The 15,680-nt window shown below is 71.1% G+C and carries 17 protein-coding genes; 9 read left to right on the top strand and 8 right to left on the bottom strand.

What is annotated here, in order from left to right; translation table 11 throughout:
* Positions 1–23: 23 nt before the first annotated feature.
* Complete coding sequence (locus tag ABT130_RS37940; RefSeq protein ID WP_350927574.1) at positions 24–1,493, top strand: hypothetical protein; 1,470 nt, start codon at positions 24–26, stop codon at positions 1,491–1,493.
* A 178-nt stretch (positions 1,494–1,671) separates the two neighbouring features.
* Entirely contained in the window at positions 1,672–2,967 is a 1,296-nt protein-coding gene (locus ABT130_RS37935; protein WP_350963972.1) for an AAA family ATPase, read from the top strand.
* 53 nt (positions 2,968–3,020) lie between these two features.
* Here ABT130_RS37935 and ABT130_RS37930 read toward each other — a convergent pair whose 3' ends face one another.
* Positions 3,021–3,974 carry a GNAT family N-acetyltransferase gene (locus ABT130_RS37930; RefSeq protein ID WP_350963970.1) on the bottom strand — a complete coding sequence of 318 codons (954 nt, stop codon included), beginning with the start codon at positions 3,972–3,974 and terminating at the stop codon, positions 3,021–3,023.
* A 142-nt stretch (positions 3,975–4,116) separates the two neighbouring features.
* Complete coding sequence (locus tag ABT130_RS37925; protein WP_350963967.1) at positions 4,117–5,649, bottom strand: MDR family MFS transporter; 1,533 nt, start codon at positions 5,647–5,649, stop codon at positions 4,117–4,119.
* A 155-nt stretch (positions 5,650–5,804) separates the two neighbouring features.
* Here ABT130_RS37925 and ABT130_RS37920 point away from each other — a divergent pair, with 155 nt between their 5' ends.
* From ABT130_RS37920 to ABT130_RS37905, 4 genes are all read left to right on the top strand, one after another.
* Positions 5,805–6,356: a TetR/AcrR family transcriptional regulator gene (locus ABT130_RS37920; RefSeq protein ID WP_350927566.1), complete on the top strand. Its 552-nt coding sequence runs from the start codon at positions 5,805–5,807 to the stop codon at positions 6,354–6,356.
* Positions 6,353–6,670: a DUF4031 domain-containing protein gene (locus ABT130_RS37915; RefSeq protein WP_350963965.1), complete on the top strand. Its 318-nt coding sequence runs from the start codon at positions 6,353–6,355 to the stop codon at positions 6,668–6,670. Before ABT130_RS37920 ends, ABT130_RS37915 begins: the two co-directional genes overlap by 4 nt.
* 31 nt (positions 6,671–6,701) lie before the next feature.
* On the top strand, positions 6,702–7,247 hold the full coding sequence (locus ABT130_RS37910) for a type 1 glutamine amidotransferase domain-containing protein (protein WP_350963962.1): 546 nt from the start codon (positions 6,702–6,704) through the stop codon (positions 7,245–7,247).
* A gap of 186 nt (positions 7,248–7,433) precedes the next feature.
* Positions 7,434–7,961 carry an ATP-binding protein gene (locus tag ABT130_RS37905; protein ID WP_350963960.1) on the top strand — a complete coding sequence of 176 codons (528 nt, stop codon included), beginning with the start codon at positions 7,434–7,436 and terminating at the stop codon, positions 7,959–7,961.
* Here the strand turns inward: ABT130_RS37905 and ABT130_RS37900 are convergent.
* The 3 genes from ABT130_RS37900 to ABT130_RS37890 are packed head-to-tail and all read right to left on the bottom strand — an operon-like array spanning position 7,848 to position 10,555.
* Positions 7,848–9,284 (bottom strand): WS/DGAT/MGAT family O-acyltransferase, encoded by a 1,437-nt coding sequence (locus tag ABT130_RS37900; protein WP_350963957.1) that lies wholly within the window; start codon positions 9,282–9,284, stop codon positions 7,848–7,850. The genes ABT130_RS37905 and ABT130_RS37900 overlap by 114 nt on opposite strands.
* Positions 9,285–9,287: 3 nt before the next feature.
* Positions 9,288–9,446, bottom strand: coding sequence for a hypothetical protein (locus ABT130_RS37895; protein WP_350927558.1), 159 nt, complete (start codon positions 9,444–9,446; stop codon positions 9,288–9,290).
* Between the two features lie 29 nt (positions 9,447–9,475).
* Positions 9,476–10,555 (bottom strand): PucR family transcriptional regulator, encoded by a 1,080-nt coding sequence (locus ABT130_RS37890; protein WP_350927556.1) that lies wholly within the window; start codon positions 10,553–10,555, stop codon positions 9,476–9,478.
* A gap of 139 nt (positions 10,556–10,694) precedes the next feature.
* On the opposite strand from ABT130_RS37890, the gene glyA reads away from it, so the two are divergent.
* Entirely contained in the window at positions 10,695–12,002 is a 1,308-nt protein-coding gene (gene glyA / locus ABT130_RS37885; RefSeq protein WP_350963955.1) for a serine hydroxymethyltransferase, read from the top strand.
* A gap of 132 nt (positions 12,003–12,134) precedes the next feature.
* Here glyA and ABT130_RS37880 read toward each other — a convergent pair whose 3' ends face one another.
* Positions 12,135–13,235: an NADH:flavin oxidoreductase/NADH oxidase gene (locus tag ABT130_RS37880; protein ID WP_350963952.1), complete on the bottom strand. Its 1,101-nt coding sequence runs from the start codon at positions 13,233–13,235 to the stop codon at positions 12,135–12,137.
* Positions 13,236–13,385: 150 nt separating this feature from the next.
* Here ABT130_RS37880 and ABT130_RS37875 point away from each other — a divergent pair, with 150 nt between their 5' ends.
* Positions 13,386–13,745: an ArsR/SmtB family transcription factor gene (locus tag ABT130_RS37875; RefSeq protein ID WP_350927550.1), complete on the top strand. Its 360-nt coding sequence runs from the start codon at positions 13,386–13,388 to the stop codon at positions 13,743–13,745.
* A gap of 91 nt (positions 13,746–13,836) precedes the next feature.
* Positions 13,837–14,055 carry a DUF2277 domain-containing protein gene (locus tag ABT130_RS37870; RefSeq protein ID WP_350963949.1) on the top strand — a complete coding sequence of 73 codons (219 nt, stop codon included), beginning with the start codon at positions 13,837–13,839 and terminating at the stop codon, positions 14,053–14,055.
* A gap of 71 nt (positions 14,056–14,126) precedes the next feature.
* Here ABT130_RS37870 and ABT130_RS37865 read toward each other — a convergent pair whose 3' ends face one another.
* Both ABT130_RS37865 and ABT130_RS37860 read right to left on the bottom strand, forming a co-directional pair.
* A complete protein-coding gene (locus ABT130_RS37865) occupies positions 14,127–14,297 on the bottom strand; it encodes a hypothetical protein (protein ID WP_169750237.1) in 171 nt (56 codons plus the stop codon).
* A gap of 212 nt (positions 14,298–14,509) precedes the next feature.
* Positions 14,510–15,680: CocE/NonD family hydrolase C-terminal non-catalytic domain-containing protein (locus tag ABT130_RS37860; RefSeq protein ID WP_350963947.1), on the bottom strand; the 1,171-nt coding region annotated here is incomplete at its 5' end.

Genomic DNA, 15,680 nt, shown 5'->3' with positions numbered 1-15,680 from the left:
ACCGCGGCGAGAGCGGACGACAGGTGAGCGCGCTGACGGCGCTGGCGCGACTGCGGGCCGTCAGGGACGGTGTCGCGCAGCGGATCACCACGGTCAGGCACTGCCACATCTCCGCCCAGCCGCTGGTGCTCATCCCGCTCAAGCTCGCGGGCGAGGCCGCCGCGCCACTGGCCGCCATGGTGGGCACCGACCCGGGTCACCCCCGGCTGCTCGTCGTCCCCCAGCCCCGCAACCGGGACCTGCGGTTCGCCTTCGCCGCCGGGCTGGCCGAGGTGCTGCTGCCCTACATCGAGGGGTTCGAGAAAAGCACCGAGACGGTCGAGCGCAAGGGCGGCGAGCCGTACGAGCGGTGCCTGGACGCGCCGCAGATCCTGGTGCCGAACCGGTCCGCCGCCTCGTTCACCGGGCTGCTCGGCCGTTCCACCAGGTTCCGCAGGGCCGAGGGCCCCTACCCGGTGCACCCGTCGGTGCCGCTGCTCGGCCGGTGGCTGACCTACTTCGCCGACCGGTCCCAGCAGCCGGGCTCCTCGGTGCTGCTCGCGGCGACCGAGGCACTGAGCCTGCACTGGGCGACCGGGCAGAGCAGCCTGGAGGACGCCAATTTGGCGGCGCTGCTGGGATGGATCGACCCGCCGCCGGGAATGTCCGGGCACCGGGCGGCCGAGGAGGCCGAGGACCCGCTGCTCTGGCCGCCGGCGGGCCCCACCACCGACCCGGGCTTCGACAACGAGGTGCTCGCTCCCGCGATCCGCGCCTACGAGGAGGCGCCGACCGACCGTGCCGTCGACCGGGTCAGCCAGGCGCTGCGCACCCAGCTCGACCCCACCTGGCGGCTGATGTGGCGGACCGTCGACCTGCTGCGGTCGCTGCCGGAGGGCTCGCGGGTGAAGGACCGCTGGGAGATCGACCGCGGGTCGTTCACCCGGTTCGTCGAGCGGATCGCCGAGGGGAGCCCGCCGCAGGCCCGCAGGGACGGAGCGGTGAGCGCCGCCGCGCGGCTGGCGGGGCTGGAGCGGGCACGGGCGAGCTACGACGTGCAGCGGGCCCACGACGACCCGCTGCTCATGGCCGAGTACCGGCTGACCGGTGAGGCCTTCGCCGGGACGGTGATCGCCGCCGACCCCGAGCACAGCGAGGGCGAGGGCCGCTCGCGCAAGCTCCGGCCCCTGATCACGGTGAGGACCGGCGACCCGGTGCGGCTCACGCCCGGCACCACCGTCGGCAGCCCCGACCGGCGTGGCCACGCGGCCGAGATCGTCGAGGTCGTCGACGGGGAGATCACCCTTAAGATCACCAAGGGGATGGGGCGGGGCAGGACCCCGGCTCCGGGTTCGGTGCCCGAACCGGGCGAGCGGGTCTCGTACACCTCACTGACGGACGACTTCCAGTCGTCGGCGGCGCTGCCGGACCCCGAGCAGACGCCGTGGACCCATGGCGGGCCGCCGGAGGAGTACGAGCCCGGCGACGACGACGCGCAGGAGGAATGGCTTTGAGCGTTCACCGGACCCCGCACGGCCGGCCGGTGTCTCTCCCGGCCGTGTGTGCTCCCCGCTCGGCGGCGACGCCGGAGGACCAGGCCGCCGGTGCCGGAGCGGCGGGCGCGTCACCCGGGCGCCGTGCCCGGGTGACGGGCCGCGACACGGACCCGGCGGGCAGTGGCGGAGGCGTGGCATGACGCCGCAGCAGGAGGCGGCGGCCGTGGTGGACGCCGTCCTGGCCGACCTGCCCCGTCACCGCGGCGTGGTCGTGGACTCGCCGCCGGGCGCGGGCAAGTCCACGCTGGTGGTCAAGGCCGCGGGGCACATCGCCGAGACCGGCGAGCCGCTGATGATCGTCGCGCAGACCAACGAGCAGGTGGACGACCTGGTGGAACGGCTCGCGGCCGAGCATCCCGATCTGGGGGTCGGCCGCCTCTCGGCGAGCGGCTACATCACGCCCGGCCGCATCCTCGCCCTGCCCAACGTCTCGGTCGCGGGCAAGCTGCCCGATCTGGGGGACCCGGCCGTGGTGATCGCCACCGCCGACAAGTGGGCATGGATCGGCGACCGCACCTGGCCCTGGGCCATCGTCGACGAGGCCTACCAGATGCGTTCGGACAAGCTGCTGCGCATCGCCTCGCTGTTCGAGCGGTCGTTGTTCGTGGGCGACCCCGGCCAGCTCGACCCGTTCTCGATCGTGGACGGCGACCGCTGGGCGGGCCTGTCGTGGGACCCGGTGCAGAGCGCGGTCTCGGTGCTGCTGCGGCACAACCCCGACCTGCCGGTGCACCGGCTGCCGGTCTCCTGGCGGCTGCCCGCCTCGGCCGCGCCCGTGGTCTCCGAGGCGTTCTACCCCTTCACCGGGTTCCGCGCGGGGACGGGCCCCGCCGACCGGTCGCTGGAGTTCACGGTGAACGGCATGCGCACCCCCTTCGATCTGGCGCTGGAGGAGGCGGCCGGGTCTGGCTGGGCACTGTACGAGCTGCCCAGCCGCCACACGGTGCGCACCGACGCGGAGGCCGTGCTGGCGACCGCGAGCCTGGCGACGCGGCTGCTCCAGCGGAGTCCGGTCGCGCACTCCGAGCGCGGCAGCCATCCCGTCACGGCCGACCGGATCGCCATCGGCGCCGCGCACCGCGACCAGGTGTCCGCGATCAGGGCCGCCGGGGTGCCGCCGGAGATCACGGTGGACACCGCCAACCGCCTGCAGGGCCGGGAGTACGACGTGACGATCGTGCTCCATCCCCTCTCCGGGCGCCGCGACGCCACCGCGTTCCACCTGGAGTCGGGGCGGCTGTGCGTGCTCGCCTCCCGGCACCGCCACGCCTGCGTCGTGGTGGCCAGGGCGGGCATTCCCGAGCTGCTGGACGCCCACCCGTCGGCCGAGCCGGTCCAGCTCGGCGTGCCGGTGAAGTTCCCCGACGGCTGGGAGGCCAACCAGGCGGTCCTGGCCCACCTCTCCAAGCACCGGGTGACTCCTGACGACTGACCTCCCACCGGCTGAGAGCGCCTTCCCCGCTCGATGGCGCCATACGGTGCGGGTCAGATCGTGCGCCGCCAGACGTCGATGGCCAGCACCTGGCGCATGCCCACCGAGAGGTAGAGGTCGAGGGCGGGCGTGCTGTTGTTGGCGTCGACGTGCAGGTAGGTGCCGACCCGCCCGCGACGAGCGTCGTCGGCGAACGCCCCGCGCAGCATGAACCGGCCCAGGCCGCGGCCCCTGAAGGCGGGGAGCACCGCCAGCCTGCGCACGTAGCCGCAGTTCTCGTCCCCGAGGAAGGCGTTGGTCCCCAGCAGCATCGCCACGGGCTCGCCGTCGAGGCGGGCGACCGCCAGTTGCGACCAGTCGGTGTTGACCGAGGAGTTCAGCTCGTCGTACCACTCGTCGTAGTCCTTCGGGGCGAACCCGAAGTGGTCGGCGAAGCCGGCCTGCTCCACGGCGTGGCCCTGGCGGCGCACCTCCTCGGTGAGCCCGTCGTGCACGGTCATCCCGGCCGGCGCCCCGGGGCGGCCGACCGGCCCGGTGTGGTCGGCGCGGAGCCGGATGAAGCTGGTGGCGGCGCTGAAGCCGCGGGCGGCGGCGACGGCGCGCTTGCCGCTGTCCTCGCGGTAGATCCCGATGTCCACCACGGCCCGGTCGTGGCCCAGCTCGGCGGCGATCCGCCTGGCCCGCTCGGTCACGGTCTCCCAGAGCGGGCCGGTCAGCTCCGGCGCGCCGGGGTGCACCACGACGTCGACGTCGACGTTGTCACTGGCGCCCTTGCGGCAGGCCCAGGCCCAGGCCACCAGGCGCCCGCTCTCGTCGTGGACGAGCCAGCCGTCGGAGTCCACATCGAAGGAGGATTCGTTCAGCTGGTCGGCGACGTCGTCGAGGGTCATGTCGGCCTTGCCGATCACCTGGGTGTCGCAGAGCGAGATCAGCTCGTGGATCTCGGGGGCGTCGGCGGCGGAAGGCCGCCGGGTGAGGTACCCGGCGGCGGGGATGGTCGTCTTCATGCCCCTCATCGTGGCGAGGGCGGCTTGGGAATCGCTGGGTCGGAACTTGGGATCGGTTGTTGACGCCCGCCACGCTGTGGCTCCAGCGAAGGACGGGTCGGCCTCACGGCCGAAGCCGGGGGTCCGCACCCAGGATCTCTGATCAGTCGAGCACCGGCACCTGGGCCTCGGCCTCCTTGGCGCTCTCGGTGCCGCCGCGCAGCGGGACCTCCTTGATGAAGGCCGCCAGCAGCGGAACCAGGACGGCGAACAGGATCGCCCACCAGAAGACGCCGGAGATGGAGTCGGCCAGCGACTCCAGGAAGCCGATCCGTACTCCCGAGGGCAGCTCGTGCAGGGCTGCCGGGTTGAACTGGGCGCCGCCGGAGGCGAGCTGCTCGCCCGCGGCGCCCAGCTTGCTCTCCAGGTTGGAGGTGAGGCGGTTGTTGAAGATCGCGCCGAACAGCGAGACGCCGAACGAGCCGCCGATGGAGCGGAAGAAGGTCGAGGCGCTGCTGGCGACACCGAGGTCCTTCTGCTCGACGCTGTTCTGGGCGATCAGCATGGTGGTCTGCATCAGGAAGCCCATGCCGAGGCCGAGCACCGCGATGAACACGCCGGTCTGCCAGGCGGGTGTGTGGACGTCCATCAGGGAGAGCAGCCACATGCCGATCGCCATGATCGCGCCGCCGAGGACCGGGTAGATCTTGTACTTGCCCGTCTGGGTGATGGCGCGGCCGACGAAGAGCGAGACCACCATGGAGGCGGCCATCATCGGGAGCAGCAGCAGGCCGGAGTTGGTGGCCGAGGCCCCCTGGACCGTCTGCTGGAACAGCGGCAGGAAGTTGATGGCACCGAACATGGCGAAGCCGAGCAGGAAGCCCACACCCGAGATCAGGCTGAAGTTGCGGTCGCGGAAGACGTTGAGCGGCATGATGGGCTCGGCGGCGCGGCGCTCCACCGGGATGAACAGGGCCAGCGTGACGACGGCGAGGGCCACCAGACCGAGGATCTGCGGCGAGTTCCACCCGTAGTCGTTGCCGCCCCAGGTGGTGATGAGGACCAGCGCGGTGATGCCGACCGAGAGCAGGGCGGCACCGAGCCAGTCGATGCGGTGCTCGGTGCGGTACCTGGGCAGCTTCAGCTTGATCGCCAGCAGGGCCAGCGCGACGAACCCGATGGGCAGGTTCACGTAGAAGGCCCAGCGCCAGTCGAGGTGGTCGGTGATGAATCCGCCGACGAGCGGGCCGGCGATCATGGCCAGTGACATCACGGCGGCCATGATGCCCTGGTACTGGCCGCGCTCGCGGGGCGGGACGAGATCGCCGATGATGGCCATGGCGTTGACCATCAGGCCGCCCGCGCCGAGGCCCTGGAACGCGCGGAACGCGATGAGCTGCACCATCCCGTCGGACGGGCCGCCGAGCATCTCCGAGCCCGCCATGCCGCAGAGCACGGAGCCGATCATGAAGATGACGATGGAGGCGAGGAAGATGTTCTTCCTGCCGTACAGGTCACCGATCTTGCCCCAGATGGGGGTCGAGACGGTGGCGCCGAGCACGTAGGCGGTCACCACCCAGGACAGGTGCGTCAGCCCGCCGAGCTCGCCGACGATGCGGGGCATGGCGGTGCCGACGATCATGTTGTCGAGCATGGCCAGCACCATCGCGAGCATCAGGCCCGGTAGCACTACCATGACCTCACGGCGCCGCGCCGGTAAGGCCGCGGTCTCCTTCACTTCGCCCCCCTAGAAGAGATCTTGCTTACTTGCCGACCGGCTAGTGTCGGATATGCTGGAAATGTAGGCCGCTTACTTGCCGGCCGTCAAGCTGATTTCTCGGTAAGGGAACCATGAGGGAACACGCCGATACCCGGACGCGTATTCAGGACGTCGCCCTGACTCTTTTCGTCGAGCAGGGCTACGAGGCCACCTCGCTTCGCGAGATAGCCGAGGCCCTCGGCGTGACCAAGGCGGCTCTCTACTACCACTTCAAAAACAAGGACGACATCGTCGCCAGCCTGGCCGAGGACCGGGTGCGCGCGGTCGAGGAGCTGATCGCCTGGGCCTCGTCCCAGCCGCGCACCGAGGAGACGCGCCGCGAACTGCTCCGCCGTTACTCCGACGACCTGCACCGGGGCCGGCACCACGAGATCATGCGGTTCTTCGAGCGCAACCAGACCTCGCTCAAGAACCATCCGACGATGGAGAAGACCCGCCACCGGATGCTGGACCTGCTCACCTTCCTCGTCGAGCCGGACGATCCCACCGCCACCCGGCTGAAAAACTCGATGGCCCTGTTCGCGCTGCACGCCGCGTGGATCATCCTCAGGGACGAGACGATCTCCGACGAGGAGCGCCGGGCCGCCGCCCTGGAGGTCGCGCTCGACCTCGCCCGGCGGTGAGCGTGCTCATCGACCCGCCCAACTGGCCGGGTCCACACGCTCTGTTCTGGTCGCACCTGGTCAGCGACAGCTCGACCGGGGAACTGCACGCCTTCGCGGAGCTGCTGGGCGTGCCGCCCCAGGCGTTCGACCGCGACCACTACGACGTTCCCGAGACCTTCTACGAGCGGGCCGTCGCGCTGGGCGCGGAGGCCGTCTCCTCGCGCGAGCTCATCACCCGGCTCATCGGCTCCGGCCTCCGCCGTCGCAAGGTTCGTCCTGGAATCAGTAGCTCTCGCATAGATTCCGGAACCCCGGGCATGACGCCCCCCTGAAGACATCACCGCACGTCACAAAGGGGACGACATGCCGAACGCCAAGACGATCGCTTTCCTCGTGGCCCCGGAGGGCATCGAGCAGGTCGAGCTCACCGAGCCGTGGAACGCCGTCAAGCGGGCTGGGGCCACCCCAAGGCTCATCTCCACCGAGCGGGGTCAGGTCCAGGCGTTCAACCACCTCGACAGGGCCGACCGGTTCCCCGTGGACGCGACGGTCGAGGAGGTCTCCGCCGCCGACTTCGACGGGCTGGTGCTGCCGGGCGGCGTCGCCAATCCCGACCTGCTGCGTACCGTGCCCGAGGCGGTCGGCTTCGCGAAGGGCTTCTTCGACGCGGGCAAGCCCGTCGCGGCCATCTGCCACGCGCCCTGGACGCTGATCGAGGCGGACGTGGTACGCGGGCGCAAGGTCACGTCCTGGCCGAGCCTCGCGACCGACCTGCGCAACGCCGGTGCGAACTGGGAGGACCACGAGGTCGTGATCTGCACCTCGGGTCCGAACACGCTGATCACCAGCCGCAGGCCCGACGACCTCAAGGCCTTCTGCCAGGCCGCGATCGACGCGTTCTCGGGCTGAGGCGAAGAGTCGCAGGACAGCCGGTCCGCCTCAGGCGGACCGGCTGTCCTGCTGCCGTGCCACATTTTTTCATGCACCGAACTTTGCCGCGCCTTTCCGATATCCGGAGTCACGATCAACCATCTCCGGTTAGGACGGAGCGTGCCGGGCAAGCCTTTAGGTGACCGGCTGCGAAAGGAGGACACCGTGGAGGCCACTATCGCGTTGCGTCTGCCGCGTGACGCCGCCAGCGTTCCCGTGATCAGGCAACTTCTCGACGCCTCGCTCCGCGCCCTTGGCGTGGTGTCCCAGATCCGCGAGGACATCCAGCTCATGCTCTCGGAGGCGTGTTCCAACGCCGTCAAGCACGCCACCCCCAGTGACGACTACATGGTCAGCACCGAGCTGTCCAGGGACCGTTGCGTGATCAAGGTGGTGGACGCCGGCGACGGCTTCGACTTCTCGGGCCCCGCCTTCCCCGCCCCCACCTCCGAACAAGGCCGGGGCCTGCTGATCATGCGCGCCCTGGCCGACGACATCCGTTTCGTCAACAGGCACGAGCGGGGCTCGATCGTCTGCCTGGAGAAGACCCTGCGCTTCGTCAAGGGCGCGCCCGGCCTGTCACTGCTGCTCAGCGAGGAGCTTCAGTTCCAGCAGGGCGTCTCTGAGATAGTCGGTGACGGCCCAGACATCGGGAACCATCTCACGGCAGGCGATCACGCCGACGTCAAGTGAGCCGTCGTAGGAGAAGACCGTGATGTTGAGGCCGCCACTGGCGTCGGTCACCACCGAGACGGGGTAGTACGACAGCAGCCGGGCACCGCTCACATAGAGGGGGAGTTGCGGGCCGGGCACGTTGGAGATCATCACGTTGATCGGGCCCGCGCTGTCAGCGAAGAGGTTGAAGGCCGCCCGGGAGGCCAGGCCGGTCAGCGCGGAGGGCATTATGTCGCTGAGCTCCTGAATCCAGCTGGCCGGCGCCAGCGACGAGCGATCCTTGATCAGCCGCATCGCGTCACGTACCGCCAGCAGCCGTTCCAGTGGGTCGGCCACCTGCGTCGCCAGTGTGGTGATCATGATGGTGACCTGGTTGCCCGCGCGCCGGTCACCGGGGACGCGGAGCGAGAACGGCACCCCCGCGACGAGAGGCTGCTCGGGCAGCGCGTCGTGCTTGATCAGCCACTGGCGCAACGCCCCGGCGCACAGGGCCATCACCACGTCGTTCACCGTGACGCCGAGGGCGTTCTTGACCAGCTTGACGTCCTCCAGCGGCAGGGCGGCGTAGGCGAACCTGCGGTGCGCGCTGATCCTGCCGCTGAAGGGGGTACGTGGGACGGCCATCCGCGGCATGTCGGGCACCTCCGCGGTACCCGACAGGCGGTTGGCCAGCTGCCGGGTGAGCCGCGAGACCAGCCCGGCCCCGGGCACCTGGGAGATCAGGGGGATCTCGTCCAGGTGCGGGACGGCGTTGAGCAGGAACCGCACCGTGTTGGCCGGGTTGACCACCGCCTTGACGATCCCCCTGGTGACCATCTCCCGCGTGTCGATCCGCTCCTCGGGCTCGGCCGCGGGCGCCATCTCGACCTCGGCGGGCTCGGGGGAGGTGTCCAGCAGGCTGGCCAGCACGTCGGCGCCGGTGACGCCGTCGACCGCGGCGTGGTGGACCTTCGTGTAGAGGGCCGTACGGTCGCCGGCCAGACCGTGGATCAGATACATCTCCCAGAGCGGCCGCCGCCGGTCGAGGCAGCGGGCGTGCAGCCTGGCCACCTGCTCACCCAGCTGCTCGTCGCTGCCCGGTCCGGGCAGCGCGATCTCGCGCACGTGGTAGTCGAGGTCGATCCTGGAGTCCTCGGTCCAGTACGGATGGTCCAGGCCGAACGGGACGGAGAGGAGTCGCCTGCGGAAGGGCGCGGCCAGGTGGAGCCGCCGGGCAAGCAGCGACACCAGGTCGCTCCGCGACAGCCTGCCCGACAGGATCGCGAGCCCTCCGATGTTCGCGACGTTCGTCGAGGTCTCGAAATTCAGGAACTGCGTGTCCACCGCGCTGAGCTGCCGCATCGTCTACCTCCGGGAAGTCGTTCCTCCATCCTGCTCCCGTGGTGTCGCCAGAGCCAACGCCGCGAGTGCGACGAGGACGACCACCGACACGATGACCAACGACAGCGGGATGAGCGTGAGCACGATGACGACGGTCATGATCTCGCTGATCAACTGCGGCATCGCAGAGCTGTGCCCGGATTGTCCGGCCGTTACACCGCATTCCAGCGACCGAGCTTCAGCGCGAGATGAAGTTCTAACCTGTGGGTTCCGTTCTTGAGGTTGCGGCCGGCCAGCTGCTCGATTCTGGTGAGGCGGTAATAGAGGCTGGTGCGGTGCAGGTGGAGCAGCCGGGCGGTCTCCTGGGCGTCTCCCCCGCTGTCCAGGTAGGTCTCCAGGGTGACCAGGAGTGCCGGATGCTCCCGCAGAGCGTCAAGCGGACCGCCGAGCGTGCCGGGAGTACCGGGAGTACCGGCGACCGGCTCGGCGAGCAGCCGGTAGACGCCCAGGTCCGGCCAGTGGGCGACCGGCCGCAGCGCCGGTTCCGCCGCCGCCGCCCTGGCCGCGGTGAGCGCCTCCTCATGTGCCCGTACGGCTGACTCAAGCCCCGGGTGCGGTGCGCTGACCCCGGCGCCCGTGCGGGCCCGCGCGGCCAGCCGCTCCCCCAGCGCCGTCGCGTCCTCGCCACGGTTGAGCAGCAGCACGGCGTGCCGGTCCAGGATCGTGAAGGCCGGCGGCCGGCGCGTCCTGGCCAGCTCCGCGCCGACCGCCTCACGCAGGGAGGCCGGGTCGCCCCGCAGCGCCAGGACGCGCAGCGGCCCCTCCCCGAGCACGCCGGCCGCACGCCGCACACCGATCTCTCCGGTGAGCAGGAGGCTCAGGGTGTGGGAGCTGCCGCCGTCGTCCAGCAGGGCCGCGATCGCGGCGGCGTCACGCACGGCCCGGCCCTGCTCCTGCGGGTTCAACGGCCCCGGGCCCTCGATGATCCACAGGTAGCCGACCCGGCGGTCCTGGTGGAGCAGGGGCACGCAGAGCCGGGCCGCCATGCCCAGTGAGGGATTCTCCGGAACCCTGACCGGCTCTCGGGTCGAGGCCACCCCGTGCTTCTCCTGCCAGGCCCCCACCGCCGCGGGAACCGACCGTGACAGAATGGCGCGGGCCCTGACCTGGTCGACCTCCCCGTGATGGGCGCTGTGCGCGACGACCCGCCCCTCCAGGTCGTCGACGGACATGCCCCTGCCCACGCTCGCGGCCAGCGCCTCCAGCAGGTCCTGAACATCATCCGCGATCACGTTCCAATCCTACAGATGTAGGAAGGATCTCCGCTGGCGGAACGATGACTCCCCCCGGCACTGGCCGTAGCGTCACAGTATTCGTTTTGGAGGGGTCCACCTCGTGAGAGCCGCCTGACAGCCCTGTGAAAGGAGCTTCGTGCAGGAGCGCAGCCGCGTCGCCCCGTGGGCACCGCCCCAGGCACAGCCGCGCCTGGCCGAGCTCGAGGCCGAGGTGTCGGGGCTGAGCCTGGAGTCGGTGACCAGGCTGGTCGACGCGGTGCTGGCCGAGCACCGCGGCCGCCTCGACGAGGACGGTGTGGTCCTGTACGCGGGCACCAACACGATGAGCGAGCGCGCCAGGGCCGCCCATGAGATCTCCCTGGGCTGCCGGCCTTCGATGGGCTGGCCGGGGGACAAACGCCAGACCGGCCTGGAGGAGCTGGACGTGCTGGAGGTGCTGGTCCCGCTCCAGATCGCGGCGCTGATGGGCGGCGAGTTCGCCGAGGTGCGGCTGCAGAGCGCCACACTGGCCAACCTCGCCTGCTACAGCGCGTTCGCCGGCCCCGGCGACACGATCGCGGTGCTGCCTCAGGCCGCCGGGGGCCACACCAGCCACCACGCCCAGGGCGCCGCCGGGATCCGTGGCCTGCGGGTCGTCGACCTGCCCTACGACGCCGGACGGCTCGACGTCGACCACGCGGCCCTCCCGGCGTTCCTGCGCGAGAGGCGGCCCGCGCTGGTGGTGCTCGGGGCGAGCCTGATGCTGTTCCCCCACGACGTGGCGCGGGTGCGGGCGGCGTGCGACGAGGTGGGCGCCCTGCTGCTCTATGACGCCTCGCACGTGGCGGGACTGATCGCGGGCGGCCGGTTCCAGCGGCCGCTGGACGAGGGCGCGCACCTGATGACCATGTCCACCTACAAGTCCTTCGGCGGGCCACCTGGCGCGGCCGTCGTGACCCGCGACGAGGATCTCGCCCGACAGGTGGCGGCGGCGGCCTACCCCGGCCTGACCGCGAACTACGACGCCTCCCGCCTGGCCCCGCTGGCCGTCGTCGCCGCGGAGCACGCCGAGGGCGGTTCCGGGTACGCCGACCGCTGCATCGCCAACGCCGGGGCGCTGGCCGCCGCGCTGGACCGCGAGGGCTTCACCGTGATCGCCGCCCATCGGGGCTGGACCGCCTCGCACCATGTGGCGGTGGACGCGGGCGCGTTCGGCGGCGGGGACGAGGCCGCCCGGTTGCTGGCCGAGGGGGGCGTCTACCTCAGCGGCATCGGCCTGCCCGGCCGGCCTGCCGAGGAGCCCAGGCGGGGCCTGCGGATCGGCACCCAGGAGGTGACCCGCCGCGGCTTCGGCCCGGACACCATGGGCGAGGTCGCGGCCCTGATGCGCCGCCTGCTCATCGACGGCCAGACCCCCGCGAAGGTCCGCCAGGACGCACTGGCCCTGCGCCGCGCCATCCCATGATCCCGGACCGGCCCGCTCGACCCCCGGGGGTGCGCCCCCTGGCGGGCCGGTCCGCTGAATCCTTCCCCGGCCGTCTCCACCCGCGCGTCCCTTCCTTCGGGAGAGACCCGCGGGGTGAAGGCTGACGGAGCCTCAGACCGCGCGATGGTACTGGTCGGGCCAGCGGCCTTCGGCTGCGCCGAGCTCGCGGGCGGCGTGGTTCGGCCAGTACGGGTCGCGGAGCAGCTCGCGGCCGAGCATGACGGCGTCGGCCTGACCGGAGGCGATGATCTCCTCAGCCTGCCGGGGCCGGGTGATCTCTCCGACCGCGCTCACCGGCAGGTCGGTCTCGGCCTTCACCTTCGCCGCGAACGGCACCTGGTAGCCGGGGCCCGTGGGAATGCGCGCGCCGGCGACGTTGCCCCCGGTCGAGACGTCGAGCAGGTCGACACCGTGGGCGAGCAGGTCCTTGGCGAAACGGACCGTGTCGTCGGCGCTCCAGCCCTCACGGTCGTCCCGTGGATCCTCGGCCAGCCAGTCCGTGGCCGAGATGCGGAAGAACAGGGGAAGCTCGTCCGGCCAGACCTCGCGTACCGCGTCGACGACCCGGAGCGCGAACCGGGTGCGGTTGTCGTACGAGCCGCCGTACGCGTCGGTGCGGCGGTTGCTGAAGGGCGACAGGAACTCGGCGATGAGGTAGCCGTGCGCGCCGTGGATCTCGGCCACCTGGAAGCCCGCGGCCAGTGCCCGCCGCGCCGCCGCGGCGAAGTCGCCCACCAGCCGGTCGATGTCACCGACGCTCAGCTCCGCGGGGGTGGGGTGGCCGTCGTTGAAGGGGACCGGGCTCGGCGCGACCGGCTGCCAGCCGTGCTCGCCTGGACCGGTGGGCCCACCGCCCTCCCAGGTACGGCGGACCGAGGCCTTGCGCCCGGCGTGCGCGAGCTGGATGCCGGGCACCGCGCCGTGTTCCCGCAGGAAGCGGGTGACACGGGTGAACGCCTCCCGCTGGCGGTCGTTCCAGAGTCCGAGGTCCGCCGGGCTGATGCGGCCCTCCGGCGAGACGGCGGTGGCCTCGGCCAGGATGAGACCGGCACCGCCCACCGCGCGAGCGGCCAGGTGGGACAGGTGCCAGTCGGTCGGCGCCCCCTGGTCGGGCCCCTCGACCGCCGCGGAGTACTGGCACATCGGGGCCATCCAGATCCGGTTGGGGATGGTGAGGTTCCGCAATGTCACGGGCTCGAACAGGACACTCACTGCCGTACTCCTTCTTCGGGGGATCGCGTTCTCCGGAGGCGTCCGGCGGTGCTCCGGCAACCCTCTAGTACGATAATCGACGTACTACGATAGATGTCAAACTACGATTCCTTTCGTACAATCGGACCGATCTCCAGGAAGGGAGCCGCCGTGTCGACCTCGTCCGTCAGGGCTCTGGCGCACCCCGCCTGCCAGGAGATCCGGCTGGAGGGCGTGCTGCACGCGCTGTCCGACCCGATGCGCCTGCGGATCGTACGCTTCCTGCGGCGACTGGGGGAGGGGGAGGGTGCCCCCTGCTCGGCGATCGAGCTGGAGATCACCAAATCGACCACCACACATCACTTCCGGGTGCTGCGCGAGGCGGGTGTGATCAGCCAGGTCTACCAAGGGACCGCCAAGATGAACGCGCTACGCCGCCACGACCTCGACACGCTCTTTCCCGGCCTCCTCGACGCCGTGCTGGCCGCCGACGCGGTCCAGGGGGAGCGTGACGGTCTGCCGGCGACCTGACTCGGCCTGGCCCGGCCCGGTGACGGTGCGGCCCGCGGCCGGGATGGCCGGGCGGGACCGGGAGAAGCACGGGACGGAGTACCGTCCTGTCATGTGCCGCAGCATCAAGACTCTCCGTGAGCCCTACGCCAGCGACGTGACCGACGACGACGTACGAGCCGCCGCGCTCCAGTACGTCCGCAAGGTGTCGGGTTTCCGCTCCCCCTCGGCGCGCAACGCCGAGGCCTTCGAAAGGGCCGTGGACGCGGTGACCGCCGCGACCCGGGCCCTGCTCGACGAGCTCCAACTGAAGCAGGTGCCCCAGGACTGACCAGAGACGTCCGCCCGCCCACCGGCGACACGGGGTGCCGGTGGGCGGCCGCCGGGCTCACCGGGCGTCGGTCAGTCGCGCACGTTCGAGGAGCGGAAGAGCCTGCTCGCGAACATGACCACCACGCCCACCAGGCCGATGATCAGAGCCCACTTGAGGAGCGTGAACAGGAAGCCCAGAACCGAGCCCAGCAAGATGAAGGCGATCACCACGGCCGCCACGATCAGAAGAATTCGTCCCATGCCCTCAACGCTAGGCCCTGGCCGGGCCCGGCGGCAGACCCGCGAGCCGATGTCAGGGACATGCCAGGGTCATCCCTCAGACGGGCCCCGCCCCCTCCCCCCACCCGGGACGCTCGATGGACACGACGGCCCGCCAGGAGCGACGGCTTCCCCGATCCGGATGAGCAGGTACGCCGGGAACGTGCCCGCTCATCCGGATCGAGGCCGTGACCCTAGAGGGCGGAGCGGCCGCCGACGAGGGGAAGGGTGACCGAGCTGGCGCGGGGGTCGACCGAGACGGCGGTGCCCGGGGGCAGGCGCAGCGTGAAGTCGCGGTCCGTGGAGATGAGCACGACGCCGATCCGGTGACCGGCCTTGACGACGTAGTCGCCGGGCTGGAGGTCGAAGCGGAAGTCGTAGAAGCGGTCCTCGCGCAGCAGTTCGGTCCTGGCCGCGGAGTCGCGGTTACGGACGTCCAGCCAGCCCCTTGTGATGATCTTGTAGGGGGCGGTCACCGTGACGTGCTCGGCCAGCCGGGCGCAACCGGTGTCGCCGGGCACGCCCTGGCCGTAGCAGACCTGGGTGGCACCGTAGGCGACGTCGCCGTAGGCGCGGGCGTCGGTGCCGTAGTCGACGAGCAGCGCCGTCAGGTATGGCGAGCGCCCGCCCTTGAACGCGGCCCGCACCGAGACCTCCGGGGTGCCGGACAGGCGCGCGTCGCGGGCCAGCGGACTCGACAGGTAGGCCAGGCGGTTGGGGTCGGTGCCCTCGGTGTTCTCGACGAGCTGATCGGCACCGCGGGTGCTCTGGTCGACGAAGGACTCGACGACGGCGCGGCCTCGGGGACGGTCGGCGCCCAGGGTGCCGTTGCGGCCGTCCTGCCCGGCGGCCAGCTGGAGCCGTACGTCGCGGGTGCCCGGCAGCGGCCACGAGGCGTGCTGCGCCCACTGCCCCGGACCCGACTCCACGTCCGCCTGCGGCTCGTCCATGATGCCGTTGCGCAGGCCGTACAGGTGGAAGTCGAACCAGCGGTGGAGCTGGCGCAGCCACTCGGCGTTGCGCCCGGCGAAGGAGAACGGGTTGAAGTGCGCGCCCTGGTGGAGCCAGATCTTGCGGGGCACGTTCCGCTTCGCGAGGGCGTCCCACCACTGGACGGCCTGCTTGGTCTTGACGTTCCAGTCGTTGAGGCCGTGCACCAGGAAGACCGCCGCGCGGACCTTGCGCACGTCGTTGAGGTAGTTGCGCCGGTCCCAGAAGTCGGAGTAGTCACCGGTGACCCGGTCCTGGTCCTTCTCTATCCGGTCCATCAGCGCGCCGCAGGCCTGCTGGGCGTTCTGACGGGTCAGCACGTAGCGGGCGAGCACGTCGGCGTCCTCACCCTGGTAGCCGCCGGGGGCCAGCACC

This window comes from Streptosporangium sp. NPDC001681 (genome assembly GCF_040298085.1).
In the GTDB taxonomy this organism is placed as follows: Bacteria; Actinomycetota; Actinomycetes; order Streptosporangiales; family Streptosporangiaceae; genus Streptosporangium.
The sequence above is the reverse complement of the archived record's forward strand: the minus strand, read 5'-3'. Positions and strand labels throughout refer to the sequence as shown.

Coding starts and splice junctions, on each gene's coding strand:
- ABT130_RS37920 (WP_350927566.1), top strand. CDS start 5,805: ATGAGGGAACACGCCGATACCCGGACGCGTATTCAGGACGTCGCCCTG.
- ABT130_RS37900 (WP_350963957.1), bottom strand. CDS start 9,284: ATGCGGCAGCTCAGCGCGGTGGACACGCAGTTCCTGAATTTCGAGACC.
- ABT130_RS37870 (WP_350963949.1), top strand. CDS start 13,837: ATGTGCCGCAGCATCAAGACTCTCCGTGAGCCCTACGCCAGCGACGTG.
- ABT130_RS37925 (WP_350963967.1), bottom strand. CDS start 5,649: ATGGTAGTGCTACCGGGCCTGATGCTCGCGATGGTGCTGGCCATGCTC.
- ABT130_RS37935 (WP_350963972.1), top strand. CDS start 1,672: ATGACGCCGCAGCAGGAGGCGGCGGCCGTGGTGGACGCCGTCCTGGCC.
- ABT130_RS37865 (WP_169750237.1), bottom strand. CDS start 14,297: ATGGGACGAATTCTTCTGATCGTGGCGGCCGTGGTGATCGCCTTCATC.
- ABT130_RS37930 (WP_350963970.1), bottom strand. CDS start 3,974: ATGAAGACGACCATCCCCGCCGCCGGGTACCTCACCCGGCGGCCTTCC.
- ABT130_RS37895 (WP_350927558.1), bottom strand. CDS start 9,446: ATGCCGCAGTTGATCAGCGAGATCATGACCGTCGTCATCGTGCTCACG.
- ABT130_RS37910 (WP_350963962.1), top strand. CDS start 6,702: ATGCCGAACGCCAAGACGATCGCTTTCCTCGTGGCCCCGGAGGGCATC.